The sequence below is a fragment of the Streptomyces ambofaciens ATCC 23877 genome (genome assembly GCF_001267885.1).
Classification (GTDB): domain Bacteria; phylum Actinomycetota; class Actinomycetes; order Streptomycetales; family Streptomycetaceae; genus Streptomyces; species Streptomyces ambofaciens.
In genome coordinates, this window is record NZ_CP012382.1 from 7,200,906 (window position 1) to 7,214,169 (window position 13,264).

The 13,264-nt window shown below is 72.6% G+C and carries 12 protein-coding genes; all 12 read left to right on the forward strand.

Annotated features, from left to right (window positions below):
* Positions 1 to 240 precede the first annotated feature (240 nt).
* From SAM23877_RS31600 to SAM23877_RS31655, 12 genes are read left to right on the forward strand one after another with little or no spacing between them, the layout of a single operon-like run.
* A complete protein-coding gene (locus SAM23877_RS31600; RefSeq protein ID WP_079030840.1) occupies positions 241 to 1,689 on the forward strand; it encodes an aldehyde dehydrogenase family protein in 1,449 nt (482 codons plus the stop codon).
* Positions 1,686 to 2,231 carry a nucleoside 2-deoxyribosyltransferase gene (locus SAM23877_RS31605; protein WP_053140559.1) on the forward strand — a complete coding sequence of 182 codons (546 nt, stop codon included), beginning with the start codon at positions 1,686 to 1,688 and terminating at the stop codon, positions 2,229 to 2,231. The genes SAM23877_RS31600 and SAM23877_RS31605 overlap by 4 nt, the downstream gene beginning before the upstream one ends.
* Complete coding sequence (locus SAM23877_RS31610; RefSeq protein ID WP_053140562.1) at positions 2,228 to 3,121, forward strand: beta/alpha barrel domain-containing protein; 894 nt, start codon at positions 2,228 to 2,230, stop codon at positions 3,119 to 3,121. The genes SAM23877_RS31605 and SAM23877_RS31610 overlap by 4 nt, the downstream gene beginning before the upstream one ends.
* 10 nt (positions 3,122 to 3,131) lie before the next feature.
* The gene (locus SAM23877_RS31615) at positions 3,132 to 3,953 is read left to right on the forward strand and encodes a creatininase family protein (protein ID WP_063796800.1); all 822 of its coding nucleotides are present in this window, start codon (positions 3,132 to 3,134) and stop codon (positions 3,951 to 3,953) included.
* 47 nt (positions 3,954 to 4,000) lie between these two features.
* Entirely contained in the window at positions 4,001 to 5,134 is a 1,134-nt protein-coding gene (locus SAM23877_RS31620) for a hypothetical protein (protein ID WP_053140565.1), read from the forward strand.
* A gap of 49 nt (positions 5,135 to 5,183) precedes the next feature.
* Positions 5,184 to 6,488: a nucleotide sugar dehydrogenase gene (locus SAM23877_RS31625; protein WP_053140568.1), complete on the forward strand. Its 1,305-nt coding sequence runs from the start codon at positions 5,184 to 5,186 to the stop codon at positions 6,486 to 6,488.
* Positions 6,481 to 7,464, forward strand: a complete 984-nt coding sequence (locus SAM23877_RS31630; protein ID WP_053140570.1) for an NAD-dependent epimerase/dehydratase family protein — start codon at positions 6,481 to 6,483, stop codon at positions 7,462 to 7,464. The genes SAM23877_RS31625 and SAM23877_RS31630 overlap by 8 nt, the downstream gene beginning before the upstream one ends.
* A 5-nt stretch (positions 7,465 to 7,469) precedes the next feature.
* Complete coding sequence (locus SAM23877_RS31635) at positions 7,470 to 8,543, forward strand: glycosyltransferase family 4 protein (RefSeq protein ID WP_148663850.1); 1,074 nt, start codon at positions 7,470 to 7,472, stop codon at positions 8,541 to 8,543.
* Positions 8,540 to 9,304 (forward strand): nucleotidyltransferase family protein, encoded by a 765-nt coding sequence (locus SAM23877_RS31640; protein ID WP_063796801.1) that lies wholly within the window; start codon positions 8,540 to 8,542, stop codon positions 9,302 to 9,304. The genes SAM23877_RS31635 and SAM23877_RS31640 overlap by 4 nt, the downstream gene beginning before the upstream one ends.
* Positions 9,301 to 10,446, forward strand: coding sequence for a DegT/DnrJ/EryC1/StrS family aminotransferase (locus SAM23877_RS31645; protein WP_053140579.1), 1,146 nt, complete (start codon positions 9,301 to 9,303; stop codon positions 10,444 to 10,446). Before SAM23877_RS31640 ends, SAM23877_RS31645 begins: the two co-directional genes overlap by 4 nt.
* Positions 10,434 to 12,359 (forward strand): beta-galactosidase trimerization domain-containing protein, encoded by a 1,926-nt coding sequence (locus tag SAM23877_RS31650; RefSeq protein ID WP_053140582.1) that lies wholly within the window; start codon positions 10,434 to 10,436, stop codon positions 12,357 to 12,359. The genes SAM23877_RS31645 and SAM23877_RS31650 overlap by 13 nt, the downstream gene beginning before the upstream one ends.
* Positions 12,356 to 13,264: an amidohydrolase family protein gene (locus SAM23877_RS31655; protein ID WP_053140585.1), complete on the forward strand. Its 909-nt coding sequence runs from the start codon at positions 12,356 to 12,358 to the stop codon at positions 13,262 to 13,264. Before SAM23877_RS31650 ends, SAM23877_RS31655 begins: the two co-directional genes overlap by 4 nt.

Below are 13,264 nucleotides of genomic sequence, written 5' to 3' on the forward strand. Positions count from 1 at the left end.
CCGTCCCGGCGGCCACTGCGCGCATGCCCGGCGAGCGCGCCCACCGCTGACCGTCCACCGCCGACCGGCCGGCTCGCGGGATGCCCCGGCACCCCGTACCGGTCCGCCTCCCCTCCTCGGCCACCGTCCCGACGCGACCTCCTCCTGGCGGGAGCATATGCCCGTACTCGTAGTCCGACTCGCCCACCGATCAGCCGAGTTCCGTCTCGACCGCGTGCCGCAGCGAACGGGGTGCCGCAGGTGAACGCCCGCGCCGCCGGGCCGGTCACCTGCGCACCCCCGGCCGAAGGCGCCGGGGCCGAGCGGTACGGACCGGCACCGGTCGAGAACCCCGCCCTCGGCGAGGTGTTCGCCCACACCCCGGGGTGCACGCCCCAGCAGTTCGACGCGGTCCTGGACGACGCGGTCCGCGCCCGTCCCGGCTGGGCGGCGACGCCGCTCGACGTCCGTCGCGAGCACCTTCTCGCCTGCCACCGCGCCCTGCTGGCCGTCGTGGAGCCGATGGCGGACCTGCTCACCCGGGAGCAGGGCAAACCCCTGAGGCACGCCCGGGCCGAAGTGCGGCTGGCGGCCGACTGGTTCGCCCATACCGCCCGGCTGGACCTGAGCCCGCAGCGGTTGGTCGACGAGCCCGCCGTCCGCGTCGCACTGGAACGCGTCCCCCACGGCGTCGTCGCGGCGATCGCGCCCTCCAACTACCCCGTCCTGCTGGCCGTGTGCAAGATCGCGCCCGCGCTGCTGGCCGGCAACACCGTGGTCCTCAAGCCCTCCCCGGACACGCCGTTGTCCAGCCTGATGATGGGCGACACCTTCAGGGAGGTGCTGCCCGCCGGCACCTTCGCGGTCGTGGGTGGCGGCACGGAGCTGGGCGCCCGGCTCACCGTCCACCCCGCGGTCCGGCTGGTGTCCTTCACCGGTTCGGTCGACACCGGACGCGCCATCGCCCGGCAGGCGGCGGCGGACCTCAAGCGGATCGTGCTGGAACTCGGCGGCAACGACCCCGCCGTCGTCCTGCCCGGCGCCGACGTCGACGCCGTCGCCGGGGATCTGTTCGCCCGGGCCATGACCAACAGCGGGCAGTTCTGCGCCGCGGTCAAGCGCGTCTACGTGCACCGCACGCAGTACCACCGCCTCGCGGCGGCCATGGCCGACCTGGCGAGCGCCGCCGTCATGGGCGACGGCCTCGACCCGGCCACCGAGTACGGCCCGCTCGTCAACCGCGCCCAGCGGGACCGCGTCGCGGGCATGGTGGACGAGGCCGTCCGCTACGGCGCCCGGGTCCTGGCCGGAGGCCGTGTCCCCGACCGGCCCGGCCACTTCTACCCTCCCACCGTCGTCACCGACCTCCCGGCCGGCACCCGCCTCGAAGAGGAGGAGCAGTTCGGCCCGGTCGTCCCGGTCGTCCCGTACGACGACCCGCAGGAGGCGATCGCCCGTGCCGACGCCTCGCCGTACGGGCTGGGGTGCTCCCTGTGGGGTGACGAGGGCCGGGCGCGGGCCCTGGCCGACCGGCCGCAGTGCGGAACGGTGTGGATCAACACCCACGGCGACCTGCGGCACGACGTGCCGTTCGGCGGCCATCGGGACTCGGGGATCGGCGTGGAGTACGGCCCCTGGGGTCTTCACGAGTACACGCAGCTCAAGGTGCGCCACATCGCGCTTCGCCAAGCAGATCGGGAGATGTCATGAGGGACACCACGGTGGCCGGCGTCGACAGGACGGAGGGCCTCGACATGACCGGAGTCAGTGTCTTCGTCGGCGGGCCCATCCAGCACGCCATCCGCGACGAAGGCTTCCACCAGCCGCTGCGGCACGCGATCCGGGACATCATCGACGCCGTCTCGGCCGCGAACGGCACGGTCTTCTCCGCTCATGTCGCCGAGAAGTTCGGCGCGGACACCGCCCTGTTCTCCCCGGACCAGGTCAGCGTCCGGGACTACGACTGGATGCGCCGCTGCGACGTGTTCGTACCGGTGCTGCCGGTGGACGCCGCGGGCGAGCTGATGCGCACCGACGGCACCCACGTCGAACTCGGCTGGGCCTCCGCGCTCGGCAGGCCCATCGTCGTCGTCACGCCGACGCCCATGGCGCCCAACGCCAGCCACCTGCTGCGCGGGCTGCCCTCCGTCGGTGACGTGACGGTCTTCGACCTGGCCGAGGCCCGCGCCCATCCCGCCGAACTGCTCCGGCTGCTCGACAAGCTGGGCCGGGAGGCCGTGATGTCCGAGTGAACGGCACCGCGCGGATTCTGGGGCTGCGGCTGTCGTCCCCCGTCGTGGTGGGCTCCGGCCTGCTCACCGACCAGGAGCGCAACATCCGCCGCCTCTTCGACGACGGGGCTTCAGCCGTGGTCACCAAGACCATTCACCCCGACCCCGGCCCCGCGGGCGAGGAACGTCTGCTGCGCCTGCCCACCGGCATGCTCAACAGCACCACGTACTCCCGTCGGCCGGTCGGTGACTGGTGTGCGATGCTCCGCCGCTTCGCCGACGACGGGCTGCCGGTGATCGCCTCCGTGCACGCGGAGTCCCCGGACGAACTCGCCGAGCTCGCCGACCTCGTGGGGCAGGCGGGCAGCCCCGCCCTGGAACTGGGCATCTCCTGTCTCAACGAGGGGGGCGGGCTGGACGACACCCCGGAGCGCGTCGCCGCCTACACCGACGCGGTGCGCCGCCGGACGCCGGTGCCGTTCAGCGTCAAGCTGGCCGCCGGCGAGCGGCTGCGGGAGCGAGTCGAGGCGGCCCTGGCCTGCGGTGCGGACGCCATCACCCTGAGCGACACCGTCGCCGGACTGGCCGTCGACGCGGACACGGGTGAGGTGCGCCTCGGAGGAGCGTTCGGTTACTCGGGGGCCGGCATCAAACCGCTCGTGCTCGCCGAGATCTTCGGCCTGCGCCGCGCGGGGCTGACGGTGCCGGTGATGGCCAGCGGCGGGGTCGAGAACGGCAGGGACGTGGCGGAGTACCTGAGCGTGGGCGCCGACGCCGTCCAGGTCTACACCGCACTGCACCGGGAGATGCACGCCACGCTCCGGGCCATCCGCAGGGGCTTCGACGAATGGCTGGGCGCGCACGGCGGCACGGTGGCGGACCTGGTCGGACGCAGTGTCAAGAGGTCATGAGGTGAGGGCGATGCGGCAACGCGACACGAACGTACCCCGTTACGGAGACCTGACCAGTCCGGAGGTGCCGAGGGCCCTGCGCGGCGCCACCCTGGTGTGGCCGGTGGGAGGACTGGAGCAGCACGGCCCCCACCTTCCGCTCTCCGTCGACATGGACATCCCCGAGGCGCTGGCCCGGCAGGTGGCCGCGGAGGTCGGCGGGCTCCTGCTGCCGGGCCAGCCGGTCTCGGCGAGGTCGCTGCCGCAGAGTGGTGGCGGGCTCCACTTCCCCGGCACCGTGCATCTCGGCGGCGCCACCTTCCTCGCGTACCTCACCGACTGCCTGACGGCCCTGTCCCGCCTCGGCCTCGGCCGGCTCGTCGTGATCAACGGGCACTACGAGAACGAGGGCCTGCTCTTCGAGGCGATCGACGGGTGTGCGCCGGGCACCGTGTTCCCCGACACCGAGGTGGTCGCCTTCAGCTGGTGGAGCCTGGTCACCGAGGACTGGCTCGGCGAGCACATCCCGCGCTTCCCCGGCTGGCACGCGGAGCACGCGGGGCTGACCGAGACGAGCCTGATGATGTACCTGCGCCCCGAGGTCGTGCGCGCGGAGCGGCCCAGCCACGCCTCGCCGCCGCCCGCGGGTGTCTACCGGCATCCCGTCGACGTCGGGAAGATCTCCAACCAGGGCGTGCTGTCCTCCGCCACCGGCGCCTCGGTCGAGCTGGGGGAGCGCCTGTTCTGGCACCTGGTCGACGGCATCGTCGAACTGCTGGGCAAACCCGCCCGGGACGCCGCCGGACAGCCCGCGGTCTCCGCCGGCCCCGGGCAGGTCGCCGCGTCCCCGTGAGCAGGACCGTACTCGTGCACCGCGCGCCTTCGACCAGAGGAGAACCCATGCGCCTGCCTCCCCATGAACGCGATGAGTTCGAAGCCCGCCTGGAGAGCCTCTTCGGGGACAAGCTGCGCCCCGTGGAGGAGTCCTTCGACGCCATCCAGCGATTCAAGGACGGGTCGTTCGCGATGGGGCACCTGGGGCTGATGCTGTACACCAACGGCTACAACCTGCGCGGCACCAGCACCCGCCATCCCAACGGCCTGGTCTACCACGATGGCGAGAACCTCTTCGGCGTCGGCTACTTCAGCAAGGAGGACGGCCCGGCCAAGCACCTGCACCTCGTCGCGCCGAAGGGCCCGGAGAAGGTGGCGGCCGTCACGTCCTTCATCGCCGCTGTCCGCGAGGCCGGGCTCGCCCCGACCTCGGTCTACGTCCGCCACCTGCCGCCGGAGGACCACGCCGCCTTCCTGGACGCCGGTTTCGCCCCGGTGACCAAGGATCCGTGGCACCCGGTGGCGCCCGAGGAGGACGAGACCCACCCCAATCGCGTCTACTACCTCGACACGCTCTTCGACGAACAGCCGGACGGCAGCCTGCGCGTACGCAACCTGCCGAGCGAGGAGCACCGCCGGTACAAGAGCAAGAGCCGCCTCGCCTTCCGCCGGTTCGAGAACTTCCTTCGGCGCAACGACCACCTGCAGTTCCGTATCCGCCCGTACGGCTACACCGAGCCGGAGACGCGCAAGGCCCGCGCCATCGTCGAGGGCTACTTCGAGGCACGCCGGGAGCAGGGCACCCTGGTCGGATCCACCCCCGAGGACTACCGCGCGCTGATCACCCAGCGCCCTGGCGGGCAGAACGAGCGGGACTACTTCGCCTACCTCGGCGGCCTCTTGCTGCCGGACGGCGAGGAGATCCCCGTGCTGTTCTTCGCGGGCGAGCGCACCGGCCCGGTCCGGGCCTCGCTCTACTGCACGATGACCATGCGCTTTCCCGAGCGGCTGACCGGCGTCCTGAAGGATCCCACCGGCTTCACCGCCATTCCCCAGTACGTCTGGCTGACCGTGTTCCAGAAGATGTGGCGGCACGGCATCCGCGAGGTCGACGCGGGCGGTTCCGAGGTGAAGGGCCTCGACGACCAGAAACGGCAGCTCGGCGGCCGAGCCGAGAAGACCCACTGGGTCGTCGGCTGACCTGCCGCCGCTCCACCTTCCCACGCGCCACATCCAGGGAGTCATGTCAATGCCAGCGAACAGGCCGTACGAGGAATTCGACGTGTGCGTCGTCGGGCTGGGCTACGTCGGCGTCACACTCGCCGCCGCGCTGCTCAGCACCGGCAGAAGCGTCCTCGGCTACGAGAACGATCCGGCGGTGGCGGAGGAACTCGCCCAGGGCCGGCTCCAGGTGGCCGAGCCGGGCGTCGGGGAAGCCGTCCGGGACGGCGTCGCGTCCGGCGCCTTCGCCGTCACCGGCGACCTCGGTGAGCGGAGACTGCCGCCTGTCGTGATCATCTGCGTCGGCACACCCATCCAGGCCGGTGGCGCCACGCCCGACCTGAGCCATCTGCGGGCCGCCACCGAGGCGATCGCGGCGGGCACCGACGACAACACCCTGGTCATCGTGCGCAGCACCGTCCCGGTGCGCACCTCGCGCGACCTGGTGCTGCCCGTCCTGCGCCGCAGGACCGCCGAACCGCTGCTCGCCTACTGCCCGGAGCGCACCATCCAGGGGCAGGCGCTCGCGGAAGTGCTGTCGCTGCCGCAGATCGTCGGCGGCCTGACCGACGAGGCCGGCAAGCGGGCCGCGGAGTTCTTCGCCACCCTCACCGACCAGGTGGTGCCCGTCTCCTCCCTGGAGGCCGCCGAACTGGTCAAGCTGGTCTGCAACTGCCACACCGACCTGATCTACGGCTTCGGCAACGAGGTCGCTCTGCTGACCGAGAAACTCGGTCTGGACGCGCGGGAGGTCATCGACTCCGCCAACCTCGGCTACCCGAGGCCCACCCTCCACAAGCCGGGCTTCGTCGGCGGCAGCTGCTTGACCAAGGACCCCTACCTCCTCGCCCACTCGGTCGCCGCGTACGGCCACACCCCGCAGATGATCACCGCCGCGCGCAGCCTCAACGAGTCCATGCCCCGCAAGGTCGGCGAACGCGTCCTGGCCGCGCTTCGGGAGCGGGGCCAGGACCCGGCCGACGCCCGGATCCTGCTCTCGGGTCTCGCCTACAAGGGTCGCCCCGAGACCGACGACCTGCGCGGCGCCCCCTACGAGCGCCTGCTGCCGTTCCTCAGGGAGCGCGTCAAGGAGATCGTCGGCCACGACTTCGTGGTGCCGTCGGCCCGCATCGAGGCGCTCGGCGTCCGCGCGGTCGACCTGACCGAGGGCTTCACCGGTGCCCACGCGGCCATCCTCCTCAACGACCACCCCCGCTACGGCGACATCGACGCCGCGGACCTGGTGGCGCGGATGGCGGAGCCGGCCGTGGTCTACGACACCTGGCGGGTCCTCCCGCCCTCGACGAAGGCGATGAGGCTCGGCCGTGCGTAAGAAGACCCTGATCACCGGAGGGGCCGGCTTCATCGGCCTGCACCTGGCCCGCCGGCTGTCCGCCACCCGCGACGTCACCTTGCTCGACGACTTCAGCAGGGGCCGGTCCGACACCGCGCTGTCCGATCTGCTCGGCCATGTCGAGCTGGTCGAACACGATCTGACCACCCCCGTGCCCGACGGGCTGCTCGCCGACGACTTCACCGAGGTCTACCACCTGGCCGCCGTGGTGGGGGTCGCCGAGTCCAACGACAACCCCCGACGGGTGCTGCGCACCAACCTGCTCACCACCGTCCACCTCCTCGACTGGCTCTCGGGGCTGACCGGCGCGACCCTGTGCTTCGCCTCGTCCAGCGAGGCGTACGCGGGCAGCGTGGAGGCAGGCCTCGCCGCCGTACCCACCGCCGAGGACGTGCCGCTGGCGCTGCCCGACCCCTCCGTGGCCCGCTCCTCCTACGGCTTCAGCAAGATCGCGGGGGAGGTGCTGTGCCGCACCTACGCACACGCCCACGGCTTCCCCCTGCGCATGGTGCGTTTCCACAACGTGTACGGCCCGCGCATGGGCTACGACCATGTGATCCCGCAGTTCGTCGAGCGGCTGCTCAGTGGTGCCGACCCCTTCGAGATCCACGGCGCCGACCAGACCCGCGCCTTCTGCCACGTCGACGACGCCGTCGACGCGATCATCGCGCTGACCGCCCTGCCGACCAAGGAACCGCTGCTCGTCAACGTCGGCAACGACGAGGAGGAGATCCGCATCAGGGACCTGGCCCGGAAGGTCTTCGACACCCTCGACCGGCACCCGGCCGTCGACGTCCACCCCGCGCCCCCGCTGTCCCCGGCCCGGCGCCTGCCCGACCTCGCCCGGTTGCGGGAACTGACCGGCCACCGCTCCAAGGTCGGTCTGGACGAAGGACTGCGCCGCACCTGCGCCTGGTACGCGCAGGACATCGCGGCCCGCGGAACCGGGGCGTGAGCGGCTTGCGCGTACGATACGTCCACCGAGGCTACTTCCCGGCGCGAGCCGGCGCCGAGCTGATGACGCAGTACCTCGCCGCGACGATGAGCCGGCGCGGGTGGGACGCCGGCGTGTACTCGGGCCACGTCGACCAGGACACCGCGCGGTTCATGCAGGAGACCGGCGTGAAGGTCCAGCCGTTCCCGGCCACCCCCGACGACGCCGACCCCGCGGACCTGGTCCACGCCTTCGACGCCTACCACCCGCAGGACATCGCGGTCGGCCTGCGCCTGGCACGGGCCTGGGACGTGCCGTTCGCCGTGACCCCCGCGTCCGCGCCCGAGGTCTGGCCGGACCGGGCGGCCGTACTCGACGCGTGCCGGCGCGCCGACGCCGTCTTCGCGCTCTCCACGGCGGAGCGGGACACGCTGCGCGACGCCGGTGTCCGCGATGCGGCCCTGCACATCATCGGCCAGGGACCGCACCTGCCCGGCACCCCCGACCCCGCCCGGTTCCGCCGCGAACACGGCATCGACGGGCCCATGGTGCTCTTCCTCGGCCGCAAGATGCGCTCGAAGGGCTACGTCACGCTCCTGGAGGCGACCCGGCTCATCTGGGAGGACCACCCGGACACCTCCTTCGTGTTCATGGGACCCCGCTGGGACGACGACTGCGCACAGCGGTTCGCGGAGTACGCCGACCCCCGCATCATCGAACTCGACATGGCCGACGAGGACGCCAAGCACAGCGCGCTCGCCGCCTGCGAGCTGGTGTGCGTGCCCTCCACCGTCGACCTCTTCCCCCTCGTCTACGTGGAGGCGTGGGCCTGCCGGAAGCCCGTCGTCGCCTCCACCTTCCTCGGCAGCGGGGAGGTCGTCACCCACGGACGGGACGGCCTGCTCGCCCGGCCCGCCGCCGGGCCCGTCGCCGAGGCGGTCGGCCGGCTCCTCGCGCGGCCCTCGGAACGCCGCGCCATGGGGCGGCACGGCCACGACAGGGTGCGCCGAGAACTCGGCTGGGACGCGGTCGCCGACCGGGTCCACACCGTCTACCGCACGCTGATCGCCGCCCGGAAGCAAACGGAGAAGGCCCGATGAGAGCAGTGGTACTGGCCGGAGGCGAGGGACGCCGACTGCGGCCCGCCACCCTGACCGTCCCCAAGCCCCTCATGCCGATCGACGGCATCCCGATCCTGCACATCATCCTCACGCAGCTGAAGAACGCGGGCTTCACCCGTGTGACGCTCTCACTCGGCTACCGGGCCCACATGATCCGGGCCAGTTTCGGCGGGAACCGCTGGTCCGGACTGGAACTGGACTTCTCGCTGGAGGAGGAGCCGCTGGGCACCGCCGGTCCGCTCGCCCTGCTGCCGCCCTTCGAGGAGTCCGTCCTCGTGATGAACGCGGACCTGCTCACCGACGTCGACTTCGCCGACCTGTGGTCCCACCACAAGAAGTCGCGTGCCGCCGCCACGATCGCGCTCAGCCCCCAGGACATCGACGTCGCGCACGGAGTGGTGGAACTCGACGAAGAACGGCGCGTGACCGACTTCCGCGAGAAGCCGCGGCTCAGCTTCCTGGTCAGTGGCGGCATCTACGTCCTCGAACCCTCCCTGCTGCGCTTCCTGCCGCCCCGGGGACGGCACGACATGCCCACCCTGCTCGACCACGCCCGCGCGCACGGCGAGCGCGTCGAGGGCTACGTCATCGAGGGCGACTGGCGTGACATCGGCACACCTGAGCAACTCGACCTCGCCACCACGGCGTTCCGCACCGACCGGGCCCGCTACCTGGGCCGGCGGGGTGTGGCCGAGCTGTGCGCGGGTACCGGCGCGTTCTCGAGGGCGGTGACCGGATGACGGCCTTCGACGTCCCGCTGTACCGCCCGGGGTTCGGTCCCGCCGAGATCGAGGCGGTCACGGAGGTCCTGCGCTCCGGATGGCTGTCGGCCGGGCCCGTCACGGAGGACTTCGAGGGCAAGTACGCCGCCGCCCTCGGCGTGGAGTCCGCGATCGCCGTCAGCAGTGGCACCGCCGCCCTGCACCTGGCGATGCTGGCCCTGGACATCGGCCCGGGCGACGAGGTGGTGCTGCCCTCGCTGAACTTCGTGTCGGCCGCCGCGACCGTCGCCCTGTCCGGCGCGACCCCCGTGTTCGCCGACATCGCGGGCCCGCACGACCTGTGCCTCGCCCCCGAGGACGCCGCCGCCCGCATCACCCCGCGCACCCGGGCGATCGTCGCCATGCACTACGGCGGACACGCCGCCGACCTCACGGCTCTCTCCCGGCTGGCCCGCGCCCACGGGCTGGCCCTGATCGAGGACTGCGCCCACGCCCCCGTCACCGACTCGGTCCACGGGATGCTCGGCACGGTCGGCGACATCGGCTGCTACAGCTTCTTCGCCACCAAGAACCTGGCCATGGGCGAGGGCGGCATGGTGGTCGCCCGCGACCCCGCCCTGCGCGAGCGGATCAGGCGGCTGCGCTCGCACGCCCTCACCGTCAGCGCCAAGCAGCGCCACCGCGGTGGACCCTCCGGCTACGACGTCGACGCCCTCGGCCTCAACTACCGGTCCACGGAGATCGCCTGCGCCATCGGACGTGTCCAGCTCGACGCCCTGCCCGCCGCGCAGGCCCGCCGCCGGGCAGCGGTCCTCGGATACCGCGAGCAGCTGGCCGGGCTGCCCGGACTCACCGTGCCGTTCGCCACCCGGCCGGCCGAGGAGGGCGCCCACCACCTCTTCGCGGTGCTGCTGCCCCCCGGCACCGACCGTGAGGCGCTTCAGGACCGGCTGCGCGCGGCACGGGTGCAGAGCGGAGTGCACTACCCGCCCACCCACCTGTTCACCGCCTACCGGGAACGGTACGGCCTCGGACCGGGTCTGCTGCCCGTGACGGAGGACGTGATGGCCCGCCAGCTCTCCCTGCCGCTGTACCCGGACCTGGGCGAGGCCGGGGTCGGACGGGTCGCGGAGGCGGTGAGCTCCGCATGGCGCCCGTGAGCGGCGGCCGCGTCGCGCTCGTCGACGGTGTCCCGCACCGCGACGGACGGCCCTTCGTCAGCGTCGGCGTCAACTACCACCCCTCCGCCACCGGGTGTGACTACTGGCGGGAGTGGGACGGCGCCCGCATCGACGACGACTTCCGCCGCATGGCCGCGGTGGGCGTCGACACCGTGCGGTTCTTCGTCTTCTGGGCCGACTTTGAGCCCGAGGAGGGCGTCTACGACCCGGTCATGACGGACCGGGTGCGGGAACTGGCCGGGACCGCCGACCGGCACGGCCTGTCCTGCCTTCCCTCCCTGCTCACCATCTGGATGAACGGCCAGCGCTTCGACCCGCCGTGGCGGGACGGCCGGGACCTGTGGCGCGACGACGGCCTGGTCGAGCGTCAGCGGGCCTTCGCCCACCACATCGCCACCGCGCTGCGGGACGCGCCCAACGTTCTGGCGTACGACCTCGGAGACGAGATCATCCACGCGGACTCCGCGTCGTCGGCGGCGCTGGACGCGGACGAGGTCCGTGCGTGGTGGGGGAAACTCGCGTCCGCGATCCGTGCCGCCGACCCCGCCGCCCTGGTCCTCCAGGCCAACGAGGCGTCCGCGGTCCTCGGCGGCCACGCCTTCCGCCCGGAGCACGCCCGGCCGCTGGACATGCTGGGACTGCACGGCTTCCCGGTGTGGACGCCGTTCCACATCGAGTCCGTCGCCGCCCGCAAGGCCACCGCGTTCGTGCCCTACCTCGTCCGGCGCGGCAGCGCCCACCGGCCCGTGTACGTCGACGAGCTGGGCAGCTACGGCTGCGACGAGGCGACGGCCGCGGGCTATCTGCGGGCCGCGGCCCACTCCGCCTTCGCGGCCGGAGCCGTCGGCACGGCCGTCTGGTGCTGGCAGGACTTCACCACCGACCGCAGGCCGTACGCCCTGCGGCCCAACGAGCGGCGCGTCGGCCTGCTGGCCGCGGACGGCCGCGAGAAGCCCGCCCTGGCCGAGTACCGGGCGTTCGCCCGGCGCGTCACCGGCGAGCTGGCCGGATTCCGGCCCCTGCCCGCCCCGGTGGGCGTCTTCGTTCCCGAGCACGACCCCGAGGACGGCGCCGGCTATCTGACCCCGTCGGGCAGCGACGCCCCCGCCCCCTTCTACGCCCATCTGCTCCTCCAGCAGGCACACCTGCCGTACGAGTTCACCCACCGCGACGCGGAGCTGGAGCGCCACGCCCTGCTGATCTGCCCTTCGGTTCGGCAGCTCTCACTGCCCGACCGTCGCCGGCTGGAGCGGTACGTCACCTCCGGCGGCGTACTGCTCTACTCCACCGGCAGCCTGCTGGACGCCGCCGGCGACGAGGAGCTGTTCGGCATCCGGATCCGCGACTTCACCCTGGCCGCCGGCACCCACGCCGGCTTCACCTGGGCGGGCGACCACTACCCGCTGCACTGGGAGCCGGGGCCCGTTCCGGTGATCGACGCGGTGGGGGCCGAGGTGCTGGCCGCGTTCGCCGACGGCTCGCCCGCGCTGACCCGCCACCGCCTGGGCGAGGGCACCGCCCACTACCTCAACGCCCCGCTGGAGGCCCAGCTCAACGCCCCCTACCGCCTTCAGGAGGCGTCCTGGCACCGGCTGTACGCGGCCCTCGCCGAGGCGGCGGGCGTACGCGCGCCGCTGACCGTCGACGACCCGGTCGTGGAGACGACCGTGCTCGGCCGCGGCGCCGAGCGCTGCGGCGTGGTGATCAACCACTCGCCCGAGCCGGTGCGGACGACCGTGCGGCGTCCGTCCGCGGACGGCACCCCGCGGGCCACGGAGCAGCTGTGGCTGGAACCCAAGGGCGTGCGCCTGCTGTTCTGGCGCGACGGTGCCCCCGAGCAGGACCCGGGCCACCCCAGCCACCGGGAACGGTCCGAGGAGCGACGCTCGTGATCATCGACGCGCATGTGCACGCGGGGGAGTACTACCGCCACTACTCGGCCCGGTTCGCCGCGCAGATGACCGCCACGACCGGCATGTCACCGCGGGAGCTGTCCGCGCCGGAGGCGAAGCTGCTCGCCGAGATGGACGCGGCGGGCGTCGACCGGGTCGTGCTGCTCGCCTTCGACGTGCGGCGTGTCGAGGGCTTCTCCGTACCCAACGAGTTCGTCGCCGAGCTGTGTGCCCGCCACCCCGACCGGTTCACCGGCTTCGCCTCCGTGGACGCGGGCACCCCGGGCGCGGCCGCGCGCCTGCGCCACGCCGTGACCGCCCTGGGACTGAGCGGACTGAAGACCGCCCCCTGCTACCTGCGCATGTCCCCGGCGGACCGCCGGTGGTACGACGTCTACGAGACCGCCCAGGACCTCGGCGTCCCGGTCCTGATGCACACCGGGTACACACCCTCCCGGAACGCCGACCCCCGCTACTTCTCCCCGCTGCTCGTCGAGCAGGTGGCCAAGGACTTCCCCGGTCTGACGGTGATCCTCGCCCACCTCGGCACCCCCTGGACCCGGCAGTGCGTCGACCTGCTCGCCCGCCGTCCCCGCCTCTACGCGGACCTGTCCATCTTCGGCTCGTACCAGCCGCCCGCGACCGTGGCCTCGGCACTGGCGTACGCCCGTGACAGCGGCGTCCTGGACCGCCTGCTGTGGGGGACCGACTTCCCCTTCGCCTCCATGACGGGATCCGTGGCCAGGATGGCGCAGTTGGCCCACGACCAGGGCTTGTGGCCACCGGGCAGCGCCCCGCTCTCACCGCCGGAGTACCACGCCCTCATGGGCGGCACGGCCGAGCGGCTGCTCGCCCGCACCGCCCTGCCGGGGCGTTCCGGCTTCCCGTCCGAACCGATGAGTTGA

Bases quoted from the DNA above. Each gene is read 5' to 3' on its own strand.
- SAM23877_RS31605 (WP_053140559.1), top strand. From the start codon at position 1,686: ATGAGGGACACCACGGTGGCCGGCGTCGACAGGACGGAGGGCCTCGAC.
- SAM23877_RS31615 (WP_063796800.1), top strand. From the start codon at position 3,132: ATGCGGCAACGCGACACGAACGTACCCCGTTACGGAGACCTGACCAGT.
- SAM23877_RS31620 (WP_053140565.1), top strand. From the start codon at position 4,001: ATGCGCCTGCCTCCCCATGAACGCGATGAGTTCGAAGCCCGCCTGGAG.
- SAM23877_RS31625 (WP_053140568.1), top strand. From the start codon at position 5,184: ATGCCAGCGAACAGGCCGTACGAGGAATTCGACGTGTGCGTCGTCGGG.
- SAM23877_RS31640 (WP_063796801.1), top strand. From the start codon at position 8,540: ATGAGAGCAGTGGTACTGGCCGGAGGCGAGGGACGCCGACTGCGGCCC.
- SAM23877_RS31645 (WP_053140579.1), top strand. From the start codon at position 9,301: ATGACGGCCTTCGACGTCCCGCTGTACCGCCCGGGGTTCGGTCCCGCC.
- SAM23877_RS31650 (WP_053140582.1), top strand. From the start codon at position 10,434: ATGGCGCCCGTGAGCGGCGGCCGCGTCGCGCTCGTCGACGGTGTCCCG.